Source organism: Spirosoma sp. KUDC1026 (assembly GCF_013375035.1).
GTDB lineage: Bacteria > Bacteroidota > Bacteroidia > Cytophagales > Spirosomataceae > Spirosoma.
In genome coordinates, this window is sequence record NZ_CP056032.1 from 4,012,262 (window position 1) to 4,026,401 (window position 14,140).

Genomic DNA, 14,140 nt, shown 5'->3' on the forward strand with positions numbered 1-14,140 from the left:
AACTGAAGATGGAATTAAGTTTTCTTAAGCCTCCGGTGTTAGGTCTCCTTACACCAGATCAGGCCCTTTTTTGATGCTATTACGAGACTTGATACTGTACCCACACAACGGCCAGGCTCGCCAGTAAGGCAATCAGCATCACCGGGATACCCAGTTTCAGAAACTCCCACGCACTAACCTGTATTCCCTCGCGACGCAATGCTACCAGCCACAGAATCGTAGCCAGCGAGCCGGTTACGGACAAATTGGGGCCGAGGTCAATTCCAATCAGCAGAAAGCTCTTGATCATGTCTGGAATAGCACCGGTCTGCACTACCGAACCGACGATCAGACCGGCCGGGAGATTGTTCATCAGGTTGCAAACCAGCGCCAGCCCTACCCCACTCAGCCAGGCCGCCTGCGTAACCGAGCGGGCAATCTCTTGCTGTAGCAAGGCGGCTAACTGATCGACGAGGCCCGTTTTGTTCAGCCCTTCAACCAGCACGAACAGCCCGGCAACCAGCGGCAGCACCGACCAGGACACTTGTTTAATGACACTCCAGGGATTGGTTCTGGTCTTTACCATTACAACTACAGACGTCAGAATACCCGCAACAGCGGTCGGTAAACCTAATTCAGCGTCCATAGCCGATGCCCCCAGCAATACCAGTGCCGTCAGGGCAATCCCCATCAGGGCCATTCTGCCGCCCGTCGACAAGGTGGGTACGGGAATATTACAAGCGACGTTTCCCTGTAAACTGGCCTGCTGGGTAAAACGAAGTACAGCGTACGTAATGCCGATCGACACAACTGAGGGCAGTCCGTATTGAGCCAGCCAATGCATCAGCGAAGGCATGTGCGTACCGTAGATGACCAGGTTGGCCGGGTTAGAAATTGGCAGAACAAACGAAGCGGCATTCGCGATGAACGCACAGATGAACAGGTACGGCAAAGGTTTCTTTACGTCAGCGGCCTTCACCGCGGCTGCTACCGCTGGCGTCAAAACGACCGCCGTAGCGTCGTTTGACAGGAAGGCCGTAACAACGATACCGACTAAGTAAACAAGTCCAAACAACCGATTCGCCGATCCGTCGGCCTGGTTGGTTGCCTGCACTGCCAGCCAGTCAAATAATCCCTGATCGCGGGCCGTCTCAGCCAGCAGCATCATACCGGTCAGGAATAGGTACACGTCGGTTCCTTTCCTGACGCCTTCCAGTGCTTCGGCGGGTGTAAGCATGCCGAGGACAAGCAGCAAAACGGCCCCGGCGATGGCCCAGACATACTCGGGTACATTGTACGGGCGAATAATAATGCCGGCGATGGCAACCAGTGCAATGATCCAGATACTATTGATAACCATGTTAATTAAATGCGTAAAGCGCACGACCAGGCACGACTATTCCAATTGAGTCCTGGCTTCGTTCCAAGAACAAGCATGGATATTCTGCTCAACGAATATCCGGTAAATCTACTCAGCAATCCCTGGAATTGTTTTTTCGTGAAGCAGCACTAACGAAGGGAAGATCGATTAATAAACTATAGATTAAACTCTCGTTAACCGACTGATATATAGTTTATTATATTGTTTATCAACAGCCAAATTAACTACTGCCTCTCGACTTTAGTTAACGATAATTTAATCACATTGCCTGGATGTACAGCCCTGGTACGACTTGCCTACCCACCCTCGCCTGACAAAACGAATCGGGGCCGAAGGTGCGGTAGCAGGCCGTGGTGAACAGCTTTGAAATTGTTAGGTGGCTTAGCTGGTTCAAAACAGCTTTGATCATCAGTAACCCGATGTCCTGACTGCGATAGTCCTGTTTTAAAAGCCTTTTTCTACTGTCAGAGGGTTTTCGAATTGTTTCTAATAAACGAGAGACCGGCACGCTCTCGTTTTGACTACAAATCTCCTCGATTTGACTACAGGCAACGCCCTATACAGCCTGACCTTTGGGGTATCATTAACCATTAGCAAGTATGATACCTCAGCATGAAACTACAGGCGTTCAACCGGCGCTACCTCCTGTAACCTCACCTAAAATCTGGTTTATTACGGGCGCTTCCCGTGGTTTTGGCCGCGTCTGGACCGAGGCCGCTCTAAAGCGTGGCGATAAAGTCGCGGCTACGGCCCGGAAGCTGGCAAGCATTGCGGATTTCAGCGAGAAATACGGCGATAACGTCCTGACGCTGGAACTCGACGTAACTAAGCCTGAGCAGGTAAAGACCGTCGTGGAGCAGGCTCACGCCCACTTCGGTAGACTCGATATTGTGCTTAACAATGCCGGTTACTCACTGGTCGGCACGATCGAGGAAGCCAGCGCAGACGATATTCGTGATCTGTACGAAACAAATGTTATTGGTCCGGTTTCTGTTATTCAGGCCGCTTTACCACTGCTGCGGGAGCAGGGGAGCGGTCATATTCTGGGTACATCAAGCAACCTCGGCCACGTAACGCTTCCGGTCATCGGTTACTACTGTTCCTCAAAATGGGCTTTCGAAGCTATTCACGAAAGCCTGGCCGCCGAGGTCAAAGCCTTTGGTGTCAACGTAACGATCATCGAACCGGGTGCCTATGCCACCGAGTTTGGCAGCCAGGAGTCGTTAAAATTTGCAGATGCCCTTGCTATTTACGATGACTTTAAGGGCCATTTCATCAATGGATTGAGGAATTTGGAGCGGGGTGATCCGGAAGCAACCCCCGAGGCCCTCTTCAAGGTAGTTGATTCGGAAAATCCTCCGTTGCGGTTCTTTCTGGGCAGTCATAATTTGCCGGACGTGCGTGCCGCCTATGCTGCGCGGCTGTCAACCTGGGAAGCGTGGGAATCCGTTTCCAGTTCAGCTCAGGGCGTATCAAAGTAAAAGACCCGGAAACGAAAAGTTTTTCTGGTATGTATTACCGCTAACCAATACGTATGTCGTATTGGTTAGCGGTATAGTCGTTAATCACCATGAAGAAGGAAGAAAGCACGCACTACAAATTCGATTCCGTAGCGGCCGCTCACCAGGCGTTTGGTTTACCAAAACCACTGCACCCGCTGATCAGCCTGATCAACGGTCCACACACGCAGGTTGATCTAACTGTTCCTCCGCAGAGCCATGTACTTGGTTTTTATAAAATATCGTACAAACCCAGGCTCAGTGGCCGATTGAAATACGGCCAGAGCTATTATGATTTTGATGAGGGCGGTTTGTTATTCGCTTCGCCAGGACAGATCATTGGTAGCAATGACAATGATGCCAGCGTGTGTTCTCAGTTAACGCTGCTCATTCATCCGGACTATTTTTTGGGTTACCCGCTGGCTAAGACAATCAGGCAGTATGGCTTTTTCTCCTATTCGACCAATGAAACCCTGCATTTGTCAGAAGAAGAAAAAGCAACGGTCATGGCCATTCTCAACATGATCGAAGCGGAACTGAACAGCCGGATTGATGAGTCCAGCCAGAACGTCGTCATTGCCCAGCTTGACTTGCTGCTGAACTACGCGAACCGATTTTACAAACGCCAGTTTATTACCCGCAAAGCGGTTAATAACGACCTGTTACAGAAACTGGAGGACCTGGTGGATGATTATTTCACCAGTGAACGATCACTCGACCAGGGGTTACCGTCGGTTCAATACCTCGCCGAACAGCTGAATCTTTCTCCCAGTTATCTGAGTGATATGCTACGGTCACTGATCGGGCAGAATGCACAGCAATACCTTCACAATAAGCTCATTGACAGAGCAAAAGAAAAGCTTTCTACCACCAGCCTAACGGTCAGCGAAGTGGCTTACGCGCTGGGATTTGAACACTCGCAATCGTTCAGTAAACTGTTCAAAACGAAAACGAACCTGTCGCCCCTGGAATTCAGACGGTCGTTCAACTGATCACTACGGGAGTAATTTCGGTACGTCTGACTCTTTTGGTTTAAACCACATCTTCAACCGCTCAGTTATGAAAACTCTCGTCGGCTTATTGCTTTTCCTGGCTACGGCAACGGTGTCGTTCGGCCAGGCGGATGAAACCTCACTGACCAGAGATATGGTTTTTGACCGGACGGCGCTGAAAAACCTGCGGTTTCCTCCTAAGGCTTTTCGTCAGGAAAAGTCAGTCAGAATCTACATGCGTTTCACCCTCACGCCAAAAGGTGAATACCAGGACGTTGCCATCGTCAATTCCAATCCTATAGATGACTCCTTTACCGAAGAATTTAATCGCTTACGACTTTACTTACCCAAACAGGATCCTAAATACGCGGGCCGTTACGTAGCACCTATTGCGTTTCTGTTTGGCGACCATTCGCCAGACAAACTAGCCCCCATTTCGAACGAGACAGATACAATTGTCGAAAAGAAAGGGTATAAACTGCTGGAGGAACTGCCAATGATAAGCTATGTCCTGTGTGAGAAAAGGACTGATTATGGGTTAAGCCTTCTCTCACCTCGACCAGCGCATATATTTGATGCAGCTATTAAACAACCAGCTCAGCTAACGCAGAAACGTTAAAAAGGGAGCGATACACTCAACTGGTATCGCTCCCTTTTTACATACCCTTTTGCCTTATTCTAATTCAGCGGCTCGGCTTTGTAGCCAGCTTTCTCGATAGCCTGCTTCACCGTTTCGGCAGTAGCCTTTTCGGTGGTCAGCACCTTATTGGGCGATGCCGTATCGACCTGCCAGTTGCCTTCGCCTACAGCCTCGTTCAGAAAAGGCGTTACAGTACCCACGCAGGCACCGCATTTTATGTTGGTCTTGAATTGGATGGTTTCCATAGTCAGTTAGTTTAGTCTGCCTATCGGCGCAAAGTTCACGCTGGAGCGACAATATCGATTTACAGAATTATCGGGGCAAGTAACGAAATAACAGCATTTCGACGGGGCGGGTTTCACCAACCAAAGCTGGGCGTGCTACAGGAAGTAAATCGAATAGGATAAAAGAACTGGCTTTTATAACCAAACGAGGATATGTAGTCACATTATCTACAACCCTATTAATAAGGGTTACCGGGGTTGTTACTTAACTTGTTCGCCAATATAAAATAAGCCGTCATACAGAGCGCAGACGACTTATTTCACCCTTTCCTACAACATTCATAAAACACCTCGCTGGTTTTAGCGAAAAGTATGTTTTAGGCTACGGTTGTCAATTAGGGGTTTATGAACTGGCCTTGAACCAATGAGGTCTGAGGTCCACCCGAAAAGCGTTCCGCTCAAAGATTGAGGATCGGACGTTCATGTGTTGGTTTTTCTTTTCCCTTTCCAACCTCATCTGGGGTTAAACCACCAAGAGAGCTGTGGGGGCGGAAGCTATTATATTCTTGCCTCCAGTGTTCAATTTTTTCCCGAGCATCGTCTAGCGATAAGAACCAGTGAGCGTTCAAGCACTCGTCCCGGAAACTACCATTAAATGACTCGATAAACGCATTATCCGTTGGCTTTCCTGGCCTTGAAAAGTCCAGCGTCACTTTGTTATCATAAGCCCACTTGTCCAGGAACTTTGAGATAAATTCACTGCCATTGTCCACTTGAATCCGTTCGGGTACAGCCAAATCTACAATTTTTAAGTGATTCATTACGGCCACCACGTCTTCACCCTTTAATGATTGGCCGACATGGATGGCTAAGCACTGGCGACTATAATTATCGACTACAGTTAAGGCCCGGATTTTTCGGCCATCAAATAGCTGATCAGCCACAAAGTCCATGCTCCAGCACTGATGGATACTGGAGAGTTGGGGGCGCTCTAACCGGTGGGCAGCGGCTCGATTACGACGGGGACGCTTGCTTCTGAGATGCAATCCTTCTTCACAATACACCCTATAGACCCTTTTGTGGTTGTCACGCCAGCCTTCCCGGCGCAACAGCACATAAATCCGCTGATAACCGTACCGAACCCTTACTTGGGCAATTTCTTTGATTCGTTTCCGGATCACGGAGTCATCTCGACGACGAGACTTGAACTGCAAAGAGGATCGACGGAATTGAATAACAGAGCAGGCACGACGGGCTGAAACGCGATAGTTTTCCATTAAACTTGAGGCCAGTTTCCTTTGCTGAACTGGCCTCAAAGCTTTTTTTTGAGCACATCCTGAAGCATTTGTTTGTCCAGGCTCAGGTCGGCCACTAGCTGTTTCAGCTGACGGTTTTCTTCTTCCAACTGGCGTAATCGGTGCAGTTCGGCAACACCCAATCCGCCATACTTCTTCTTCCAATTGTAATAGGTAGCCTCGCTAATTCCCATTTTGCGGCATACTTCAGCCACGGCTACTCCGGTCTCAGCTTGCTTGAGAGCAAAGACGATTTGCGCTTCGGTGAACTTGGTTTTCTTCATGACGATTTGTTTGATTTAAGTTAATCCAAATCGCCCGATTTTCTCTACTTTATACTGGAACGCTTTTCCGGGGGGAGGTCATTCTGATGAAAACGATGACGATATTCAAGATGATGAAATATCCAGTAAGGATGATAACAAAGAACCTGCCTTGGATTAGCACATTTCTTCAAGCTGGTACCGATTGTCTTTAGCGGGTTATTAGTCACTTATCTATTCAAGAGTCTATCAATTACTGGCCTATTACTGCTATCTGATCTTATTAACCAGTTCCTGTTGTACCATCTTCGCTGTTACGCTAATAGCATCGGCAGCCACTCGCAGTGCGTACCGGGTCGCATCAGTGTCGTCTTTGGCGTTCCCCAGGCGTTTAATGTCGTCAATATTCTTCTGCATCTCTCTGGAGACGCGTATAGGTTTCAGTTTCGATATTGCCATGTGTTTAGTTGTTGTGCATTAAAAAGCCCAGTGTTTTGAACGCTGGGCTAGTAGGGTACATGTTCGTAATTTATGCGTAAAACTTGACGCTATCTATTTTTTTAAATACGCCCTAATTACTGCCTTTTTTTAAGCAAAAAATACCCTTTTCCATTTATTTATAAACTCCTGCTGGCCTTGCTGAGTGTAAACGTAGTTTAAAAATGCCCTTTGTGCATTGTTCAGTTGTAACACAGACTCGAAATTTTCCTTTCGTTTCTGTAATTCTTCTAATGTAGTTTTTTCTTTCAAATATGATGTAGATGCTACTTCAAATAAAACTTCCGCTGAAAAACACAGAAACTTCAAATCAGAATACTTTTGATGTACGTGATAAGCCGCTTGCTTTATGTCAATACCAGAAATTATTTGCTCATAGAAGTCCCTGTATCCATTAAGGCTATCATTAAAAGTGATTTTTTCAAAGGATCCAGCAACATAGGAGAATGGACATACTTTAAATTGAGGAACAAGCTTAGATGAATTAAACCCTTCACAACTTGAAAAACAGAGGACTGATCGTTTCGAAGAAGTAATGTATATTTCTCTAAATTGGTCTCCTAATTCATTCCACGTAATATCTTCTTCTGTAAAATCACTCTTTACAACTCCTACTCCATTCTCGTCTCCGTGACAATCAAAATGAACAAAAGGTATTGAATTAGATATTTGCGTATCAATACTTATGTATTCAAGAATGCTTTTCAATTCATTCTTTGAATGATACTCTTGAAAGAAAATATCACATTTATTTTTTAGTGTATCGAACAGTTCTCTTCCTGTTTTTCTATCGTGTTCTCTCAGGCTTTGAAGAATGTAATATTTATTCATTGCTGATAATTTTAAAACTTAATTGTACTATATAAACAGAACCTGATTATTTGAGCTAAATGCTCTCACTACCATCAACTTCTTTAGACGTGTCTTGTACTACTTCTATAATTGGTTGTTCGACGCTTTCATGAGCGGGAAATACAACTACACTTCCAAGCTGCTCTCTAATGGCTTGCCGACACTGTACCTTGTATGCTTCATCCTTGAACTCTGTCACATACTGAGCCGCGTTAAAAAGATCGGCAGTTCTGATTAGCGCTATTTTTTCGCGCTCTGCCCCCCGTTTGCATTTGTCAGTGAAGTCCAGTGTCCTTTCAAACGGTGAAGTTAAGCGTTGAGGATTACCAAATAAAATTCCGTATGCCTTTTCGCTTACCTCTTCCCTGGCGAAGTCCTCATTTAAGGCATCTTGCAATTGCCTGAATTTCGACACATCAATATCCTTTGTGTCTTTCCCCTCACATTCGCCAATAAACCGATCTCCTTCTGGAGAGATAATTATCTGATCCAACTCAAGTCTACCATCATCAAACCCTTCCGCCGAATAACCTAAGATTTTCAACGCTTTTATTACAGAGTTTTCAAGTGGCTTCCCAGTTTCAAATAATAAATCCTTTAAACTTTCCTGTTCTTTTAGTACTTCTTTAAGATTGGAGTTTTTTTTCTTGAAGAAGTACTATATTTTTCTGATTTTCGGCAATATATTCTTTTGTTATTCTTGCCTCTGAAATATTGTATACCGAGTTGTGTACCCATTCTGGCTGGGGGGTTGTCTCTACATGATTTTTTAAAGATTTTCTTATTTCTACTAAAACCTGCTTAAACCTTTTCCCCCATTTCAATGCTTCTTCTGTCCACTCATCATCTTTTGAGTAGCTATCTGGATAATATATTGATGGAATAAAAATTATATATCCGTTTAAAATTTTTGCTGTTTTTCCAAGAATTTTATCTCTATTTTTCGTTACGAATATAGGATTTTTCAGTTCTTTGTCGGAATCTATATAAGCTTCAAACCTAAAATGATTTTTACAACACTCATTTAGATTAGTTACAAGATTTGAGCAGGGATAAACTCTACTGCCTTTAGAAGATACTATGTTGTATCCTAAGTTAGGTAGAAACTTGTAGTTGTGATATTGATCTACAAGATTTGTCACCGCTTGATTCCTACCCGTCCCACTTGTCTCAGTTTTGCCCGTATGAATATAAAAATCAATCTTCTCGGTTTAGGTTATAAATATGGTTTTACCGGCTTTTAAAGCAATTGTAATTTCATTCTTCCAGTGCGCAGCATGTTCTTGTATTTCGAAAGAGGAGTCATCATCGTATAGGCTTTTACCTCTAAAGGATGAACTATTACCGTAACCTAATCTATAATTAGTGTTATCGTAGTCGGGATTGAAAATAATAATGTCGGCGTCCGATAACGAGCCATTTGTATCGAATTGCATGTAGTCTTCTTCATCTGAAGGAATATCAAATCCTACGCCTAGTATTGTCTCCATTGTGGACTATTAAGATTACTGGTTTTTTCACGAAAATAAGCTCATTACTACAATTCACAATGTATGTTCGCCCTGTATCTTTACTGGTGCTAACTTTTCCACATTATGGCATCCAAGCGGAAACTTCAAGTCTTTATCTCCTCTACGTATACTGACCTTATTAAAGAGCGACAGGCAGCTGTAGAAGCCATTCTGACCGCTGGCCATATACCGGCGGGTATGGAGCTATTCTCGGCTGGTGACAAGTCGCAGATGGATGTTATAAAACGGTGGATTGACGAATCTGATGCCTATCTACTGTTACTTGGGGGCCGGTACGGGTCGATTGACCCTGAATCTGGCAAGAGCTATACGCAACTTGAATACGAGTATGCGATCGAAAAAGGTAAACCTTTCTTTGCCTTAGTCATTTCGGAAAAGCGGTTAGATGACAAGATTAGGGCTGAGGGAAAGTCTATTTTGGAACTTGACAATCCGCAACAACTCAAAGACTTCAGAGCATTAGTTACTACCAAGCTAGTTAAGTTTTGGGACGATGAACGTGACATAAAGCTAGCCGTATTACAAACGCTTTACGAATTTGACCGTCGCCCTGACTTGATTGGCTGGGTTCCGGGTAATGAAGCTGCTAACTCTGACATAATCGCAAAGCAAATTGCACGACTCACAGAGGAGAACTCAAAGTTGAAATCCAAAGAGTCGTTTAGCGATTCTTTGGAAAAAGCCATTCAAAAGATTGAGGACAAGCGGTACTCTCCAGGGCTTACGGGTGTACCGTCAGGTTTTATGAGTTTAGATAGGGTTACCTCAGGCTGGCAACCATCAGAACTGATTGTGTTGGCTGCTAGGCCAGCGATGGGAAAGACTTCGTTCGTCGTCTCGACCGTGCTAAATGCCACATTAGATTTTGGTCTACCAGTCGCTATATTCTCATTAGAAATGTCTACTGGGCAACTTATAGACCGTTTGCTTTCAGCAGATGCAGACATTAACAATGAAAAAATCAGAAAAGGCAATCTGGCTCCACACGAATGGGCTAAGCTGGGGATGGCAAAGCGACGCTTACAGGACGCACCTGTACACATTGATGATACTCCTTCATTGTCAATTAAGGAACTGATCGTGAAAAGTCGCCAGTTGAAATTACAACACGGCATTCAAATGATCGTGATCGATTATCTACAACTGATGACAGATGACAATAGCAAGGGCACTAACCGTGAAGAAGAAAATGCATCTATTTCAAGAGCGTTAAAAAATTTGGCCAAAGAGCTTAATGTGCCTGTAATAGCGTTGTCTCAGTTAGACCGAACTGTAGAGACCCGTGGAGGAGACAAACGTCCACGTTTAGCTGATTTGGGTGACTGGGCAAGTCTAGAGTCTAATGCGGACATGATTATGTTCTTATATCGGCCTGAATATTATAACATTACCCATGATGATTATGGTAATACAACAATAGGCGTAGTTGATGTAACTATTGCCAAAAATAGAAGTAGTGCTCTAGGTAGGGTTCAACTTCAGTTTATTTGGCGCATTGGAAGAATAGCTGATTTAGAGGGCAGCTTTACTGAAAGCAGCCAAACCACACCCAGCCCTGCACCAGAAGGAACTGCCGGATCGGTTTACAAAAGCCGTGCTAATCAACTTTCAAGTTTTGGTAATGCAAATCCAGAAGAAGATCCTTTCTGATAAGCTTATAACCCTATAATTTCAATAAATATATCAACACCATTTTTACCTTTTGTCTTAGCCCCCTATTAGCTGGACAAATTTTCTGAAAAGGTTGTGTCGTAAATTACCTGTGCTTCCTCCCATTTCTGCTGAGGTGTTACAAAACCAATCGAACGATGAAGACGGTGATTGTTGTAATGGAAAAAATAACGCCCTAACATTTCTTTGGCCTCATAATAGCTGTCAAATACATTGCGCTCGATCACATCATGTTCTAGAATGCTGTGAAAAGCTTCAATGTACGAGTTCTCTTCAGGGGTGGCCACATGAGTGAATTCCTGCTTGATTTCGGAGCTTTTCAAAAAGTTACGTACCGAGTGAGCAATGAATTGACTGCCATTATCATTGCGCAAAATGACGCCCTTCAGTTCATGATTCCGGTTGATTCGTCGAAAAAGATTGATTAAGTCGATTTGACGAATACTGCCTTGGAATAGCCAATCCAGAATTTTGCGGCTATACACATCAATGACGCTCAACAGATAGTAATTCCGCCGTTCCCCTTCTACCCAGACGTATTTGATATCCCAGCACAGGTATTCCAAGGGCTTGGTCGCTTCGATTCGTCTGAATTTAACAAATTCCCGCTTGCCCATCGGTCGGATCACTTTGCCCAGAAGTAAATTATGCTCTTGCATGAGTCGATACACCTTTTTCTTATTGATTAAGTATTCTTTTTTCAACTCGTGGGTGATGTATTCGTAGCCAAGGGCATTGAACTCAACATCCAGCAGTTGCCGAATACTGACCACGACCAGTTGGTTGTCTACCCACGATCCATCCCGTTTCATGGTTACCTGGCTGGGGCGTGCTCCAGGTCTACCTGATTGTGGTTGGTAGTAAAACACGCTCCGAGGTACACTAAGCCACTGGCATAACAGGGTACGACTTACTTGATTTTCAAACTGTTTCATGAGTGCTAGCTTCTCCTGGAGTGAATAGGAGTTTTTTTTAGTAGCTCACTTTTGATCTCCAGTTCCAAAGCTTGTTTTGCTACAATCCGCTTCAGGCGTTCATTTTCTTCTTCGAGCACTCGAAGCTGGGGATCGACGCGTGCGTAAGAATCTTTGAGGCCTTCTTTGCCTTTACTCAAATACTTCAATTTCCACTTGCGCAGCAGCGAAGGAGATAGATTGTATTTTCGACAAGTCTCGGCATGGCCGTCACGAATGGCTTCCTGGACGATAGAATAGCGGTCATCGGGAGTAAAACTCCGCCTTAATTTGCTCATGGTATCTGAATGTAAAAGGACTAAACTGTTTTTACAATTTTGTCCAGTCATTCAGGGGGTTAAGACACTTTTATGGAACCTAAAATTCAGTTAGTGCCTCAGAATAGTTCACCGGCCACTGTGGATACTTCTATAAGAAGATTTCACGATTCAATTGCTGAACTATTAAGCTTTACTGATCTACCCACTGAAAATATATTAAGCCCTATTGAAGAGAGACGTAAAGCGATTTTTTTCTTTGTCGAGTGTACTAGAAATTCTTCCATACGAAGAGAGACAAAAAGCCACTTATTTATCTAAATTCACTGTAGCTGTTACAGTAGGCTTATTTGATGGCGCATTGAACTTTCTATGGGACGAAACAGTAAAGGCGTTACGCCGGTTAGTCATTTCTTATGATTTACAATACTTCTATTCAATTGCAGAAAATATATCTAGTAGATATAAAAATCTATCTAAAGAAGATGAAATAGATGCAATATCTGAATTCGACCTAATAGATATATGTAGGCGCATAGGATTAATTAACGATCTGAATTTCAAAAGACTATAACACGTAAACTACTTAAGAAACCATGCAAGTGCGGCTCACCCAAACGATTATGAAATCTCAGGCAATGAACTAATTAATCTACTTGAATACTGCATTAAATATGCCATTACAGCACGACCAGATCATTCGGTAATCCAAATAAAAATATTATTAGATAATATTAGAAAGCATAAAATTTCAGATGGTGATTATGAAGTCATTTGCTTCGATTTGATTAAGCAACCCAAAGAACGTATTGACGACTTTATTCAACAACTTTTTGGCTTATATTGCGACCCTAGACAAGAGAGATTTACAAAAGATAATATCGAAAATATCACCTCTAGAATATGGGATGCATCTTCTGAACAGCTTAAATATAAGATTGGAGCAAAGTTTGGTATTTACAGAAAAAATGGAGAGAGTGATAGACGTGATCTAGCTCAAAAATTCCTTGAGTTAGTTGCTGGTTTAGATTACAAAGACGAGGATAGTTTAACAGCTGAGCTTATTGAGAAACTACAAGAATTGAGAACTAGTCATTTTGGTTGGTACAATTTCTACAATGAATACCCGCATGCGAAGGCAATATCTGATAGCCTTCCCAGGCAAGGTATACCCAAAGCGATTCGCCGACTATTCGTAAAAGTGATTTGTCAATGTTGGATTGGCAATGGATTAGGTTACAGAGAGGGGATTGACGAAAGAGCTACAAATCACTATAATGAGTTTATTACCTTATTCGATGTCAATGCAGTCAAAGAATTTATTGACTTGTTCAATGATCCAGAATTTGTAACAGATTTCGATAAGCAAAAGCCAGAAGAAAGGACTAGAGTATTGGCCAATCATTTTAAAACTGTCACTTCTGACATTTATGTTAATGACGCATTAGATCTGATTGTCAGATTCCCTAAAAAGTCAATTAAGAATATAGCGTCAGATAGCCGATTTAAGGAGGTATCGAAGCGTATTAAGATTTAATATTTCCTAGATTAGCCCTCTTCCTAAAAAGCCCGGCACGGTGAGGTGTCGGGCTTTTACTCGCCTTACTGCGGCTTAGTCGTTGTACGGAAGAACCGGCGAGTGGGGGTAGCGTCTGGCCCGGTTTCGTTTCTGAAGCTGTTCAGTGATGTAGTCCAAGGTTTCCATGCGCTGAAGCTGGTCGTTGTCTAGTTTGGGCTTACGGCCTTTTTGCAGGTTCGGCTTGATCTCAAATTTGGGCATGGCCGGGATGGCTCCTTTTTTGAAGGCGAGCCGGATCACGGCTTTGATCTGGCCCAGCCGCTGGCGAAACGTGTAGTCGGATTTGACGGGGCGGGGTTTATTCCGTAACCAGTCAAAGTAGGCATAAAACCATTCCTCGTTGATGGCGGAAATGACCACGTCCGTTCGTTTGGGTGATAGCGTGGCCAGGTAACGTTCGATCATGGTGAACTCGGCGTCGTAGCGGTTGGCGTTCTCCTCGTTGTTACGCGCCTTCCAGTACGGAACCACGACGTTGCGTCTAAACTTGATGAGGCCGTTGGG

General features: G+C 44.0%; 16 protein-coding genes. 5 read left to right on the forward strand and 11 right to left on the reverse strand.

All coding sequences use genetic code 11. The features are described 5' to 3' along the window. Positions 1 to 79 precede the first annotated feature (79 nt). Positions 80 to 1,339, reverse strand: a complete 1,260-nt coding sequence (locus tag HU175_RS16740; protein ID WP_176567678.1) for an arsenic transporter — start codon at positions 1,337 to 1,339, stop codon at positions 80 to 82. A 620-nt stretch (positions 1,340 to 1,959) separates the two neighbouring features. On the opposite strand from HU175_RS16740, the gene HU175_RS16745 reads away from it, so the two are divergent. The 3 genes from HU175_RS16745 (at position 1,960) to HU175_RS16755 (ending at position 4,470) form a co-directional block, all read left to right on the forward strand. Beyond that, positions 1,960 to 2,841 carry an SDR family NAD(P)-dependent oxidoreductase gene (locus tag HU175_RS16745; protein WP_176567679.1) on the forward strand — a complete coding sequence of 294 codons (882 nt, stop codon included), beginning with the start codon at positions 1,960 to 1,962 and terminating at the stop codon, positions 2,839 to 2,841. A gap of 89 nt (positions 2,842 to 2,930) precedes the next feature. Further along, positions 2,931 to 3,851, forward strand: coding sequence for a helix-turn-helix domain-containing protein (locus HU175_RS16750; RefSeq protein WP_176567680.1), 921 nt, complete (start codon positions 2,931 to 2,933; stop codon positions 3,849 to 3,851). A 67-nt stretch (positions 3,852 to 3,918) separates the two neighbouring features. Then, on the forward strand, positions 3,919 to 4,470 hold the full coding sequence (locus HU175_RS16755) for a hypothetical protein (protein ID WP_176567681.1): 552 nt from the start codon (positions 3,919 to 3,921) through the stop codon (positions 4,468 to 4,470). Between the two features lie 59 nt (positions 4,471 to 4,529). Here HU175_RS16755 and HU175_RS16760 read toward each other — a convergent pair whose 3' ends face one another. From HU175_RS16760 to HU175_RS16790, 7 genes are all read right to left on the reverse strand, one after another. Beyond that, positions 4,530 to 4,736: a heavy-metal-associated domain-containing protein gene (locus HU175_RS16760; protein ID WP_176567682.1), complete on the reverse strand. Its 207-nt coding sequence runs from the start codon at positions 4,734 to 4,736 to the stop codon at positions 4,530 to 4,532. 437 nt (positions 4,737 to 5,173) lie between these two features. After that, positions 5,174 to 6,294, reverse strand: a protein-coding gene (locus HU175_RS16765; RefSeq protein WP_410528554.1) for an IS3 family transposase whose coding sequence is annotated in 2 segments (ribosomal slippage) — positions 5,174 to 6,048 and positions 6,048 to 6,294 — 1,122 coding nt in all. Because the reading frame shifts where the segments join, the coding sequence is not laid out codon by codon here. Positions 6,295 to 6,543: 249 nt separating this feature from the next. Then, the gene (locus HU175_RS16770; RefSeq protein WP_176567683.1) at positions 6,544 to 6,732 is read right to left on the reverse strand and encodes a hypothetical protein; all 189 of its coding nucleotides are present in this window, start codon (positions 6,730 to 6,732) and stop codon (positions 6,544 to 6,546) included. A gap of 129 nt (positions 6,733 to 6,861) precedes the next feature. Then, the gene (locus HU175_RS16775; protein WP_176567684.1) at positions 6,862 to 7,602 is read right to left on the reverse strand and encodes a hypothetical protein; all 741 of its coding nucleotides are present in this window, start codon (positions 7,600 to 7,602) and stop codon (positions 6,862 to 6,864) included. A gap of 55 nt (positions 7,603 to 7,657) precedes the next feature. Then, complete coding sequence (locus HU175_RS16780; RefSeq protein ID WP_176567685.1) at positions 7,658 to 8,167, reverse strand: hypothetical protein; 510 nt, start codon at positions 8,165 to 8,167, stop codon at positions 7,658 to 7,660. An 82-nt stretch (positions 8,168 to 8,249) separates the two neighbouring features. After that, a complete protein-coding gene (locus tag HU175_RS16785) occupies positions 8,250 to 8,765 on the reverse strand; it encodes a hypothetical protein (protein WP_176567686.1) in 516 nt (171 codons plus the stop codon). 69 nt (positions 8,766 to 8,834) lie between these two features. Then, positions 8,835 to 9,113, reverse strand: coding sequence for a hypothetical protein (locus HU175_RS16790; RefSeq protein ID WP_176567687.1), 279 nt, complete (start codon positions 9,111 to 9,113; stop codon positions 8,835 to 8,837). A gap of 105 nt (positions 9,114 to 9,218) precedes the next feature. Here HU175_RS16790 and HU175_RS16795 point away from each other — a divergent pair, with 105 nt between their 5' ends. Continuing rightward, positions 9,219 to 10,805: a DnaB-like helicase C-terminal domain-containing protein gene (locus HU175_RS16795; protein WP_228724186.1), complete on the forward strand. Its 1,587-nt coding sequence runs from the start codon at positions 9,219 to 9,221 to the stop codon at positions 10,803 to 10,805. Positions 10,806 to 10,873: 68 nt separating this feature from the next. Here the strand turns inward: HU175_RS16795 and HU175_RS16800 are convergent, their stop codons facing one another. Together HU175_RS16800 and HU175_RS16805 are read right to left on the reverse strand one after the other, a co-directional pair. Further along, positions 10,874 to 11,761 (reverse strand): IS3 family transposase, encoded by an 888-nt coding sequence (locus tag HU175_RS16800; protein WP_176566243.1) that lies wholly within the window; start codon positions 11,759 to 11,761, stop codon positions 10,874 to 10,876. Between the two features lie 5 nt (positions 11,762 to 11,766). Continuing rightward, the gene (locus tag HU175_RS16805) at positions 11,767 to 12,078 is read right to left on the reverse strand and encodes a transposase (RefSeq protein ID WP_176566244.1); all 312 of its coding nucleotides are present in this window, start codon (positions 12,076 to 12,078) and stop codon (positions 11,767 to 11,769) included. Positions 12,079 to 12,841: 763 nt separating this feature from the next. Here HU175_RS16805 and HU175_RS16810 point away from each other — a divergent pair. Further along, positions 12,842 to 13,594 (forward strand): hypothetical protein, encoded by a 753-nt coding sequence (locus HU175_RS16810; RefSeq protein ID WP_176567688.1) that lies wholly within the window; start codon positions 12,842 to 12,844, stop codon positions 13,592 to 13,594. A gap of 75 nt (positions 13,595 to 13,669) precedes the next feature. Here HU175_RS16810 and HU175_RS16815 read toward each other — a convergent pair whose 3' ends face one another. Next, positions 13,670 to 14,107 carry a phage integrase SAM-like domain-containing protein gene (locus HU175_RS16815; protein ID WP_176567689.1) on the reverse strand — a complete coding sequence of 146 codons (438 nt, stop codon included), beginning with the start codon at positions 14,105 to 14,107 and terminating at the stop codon, positions 13,670 to 13,672. Between the last annotated feature and the right edge of the window lie 33 nt (positions 14,108 to 14,140).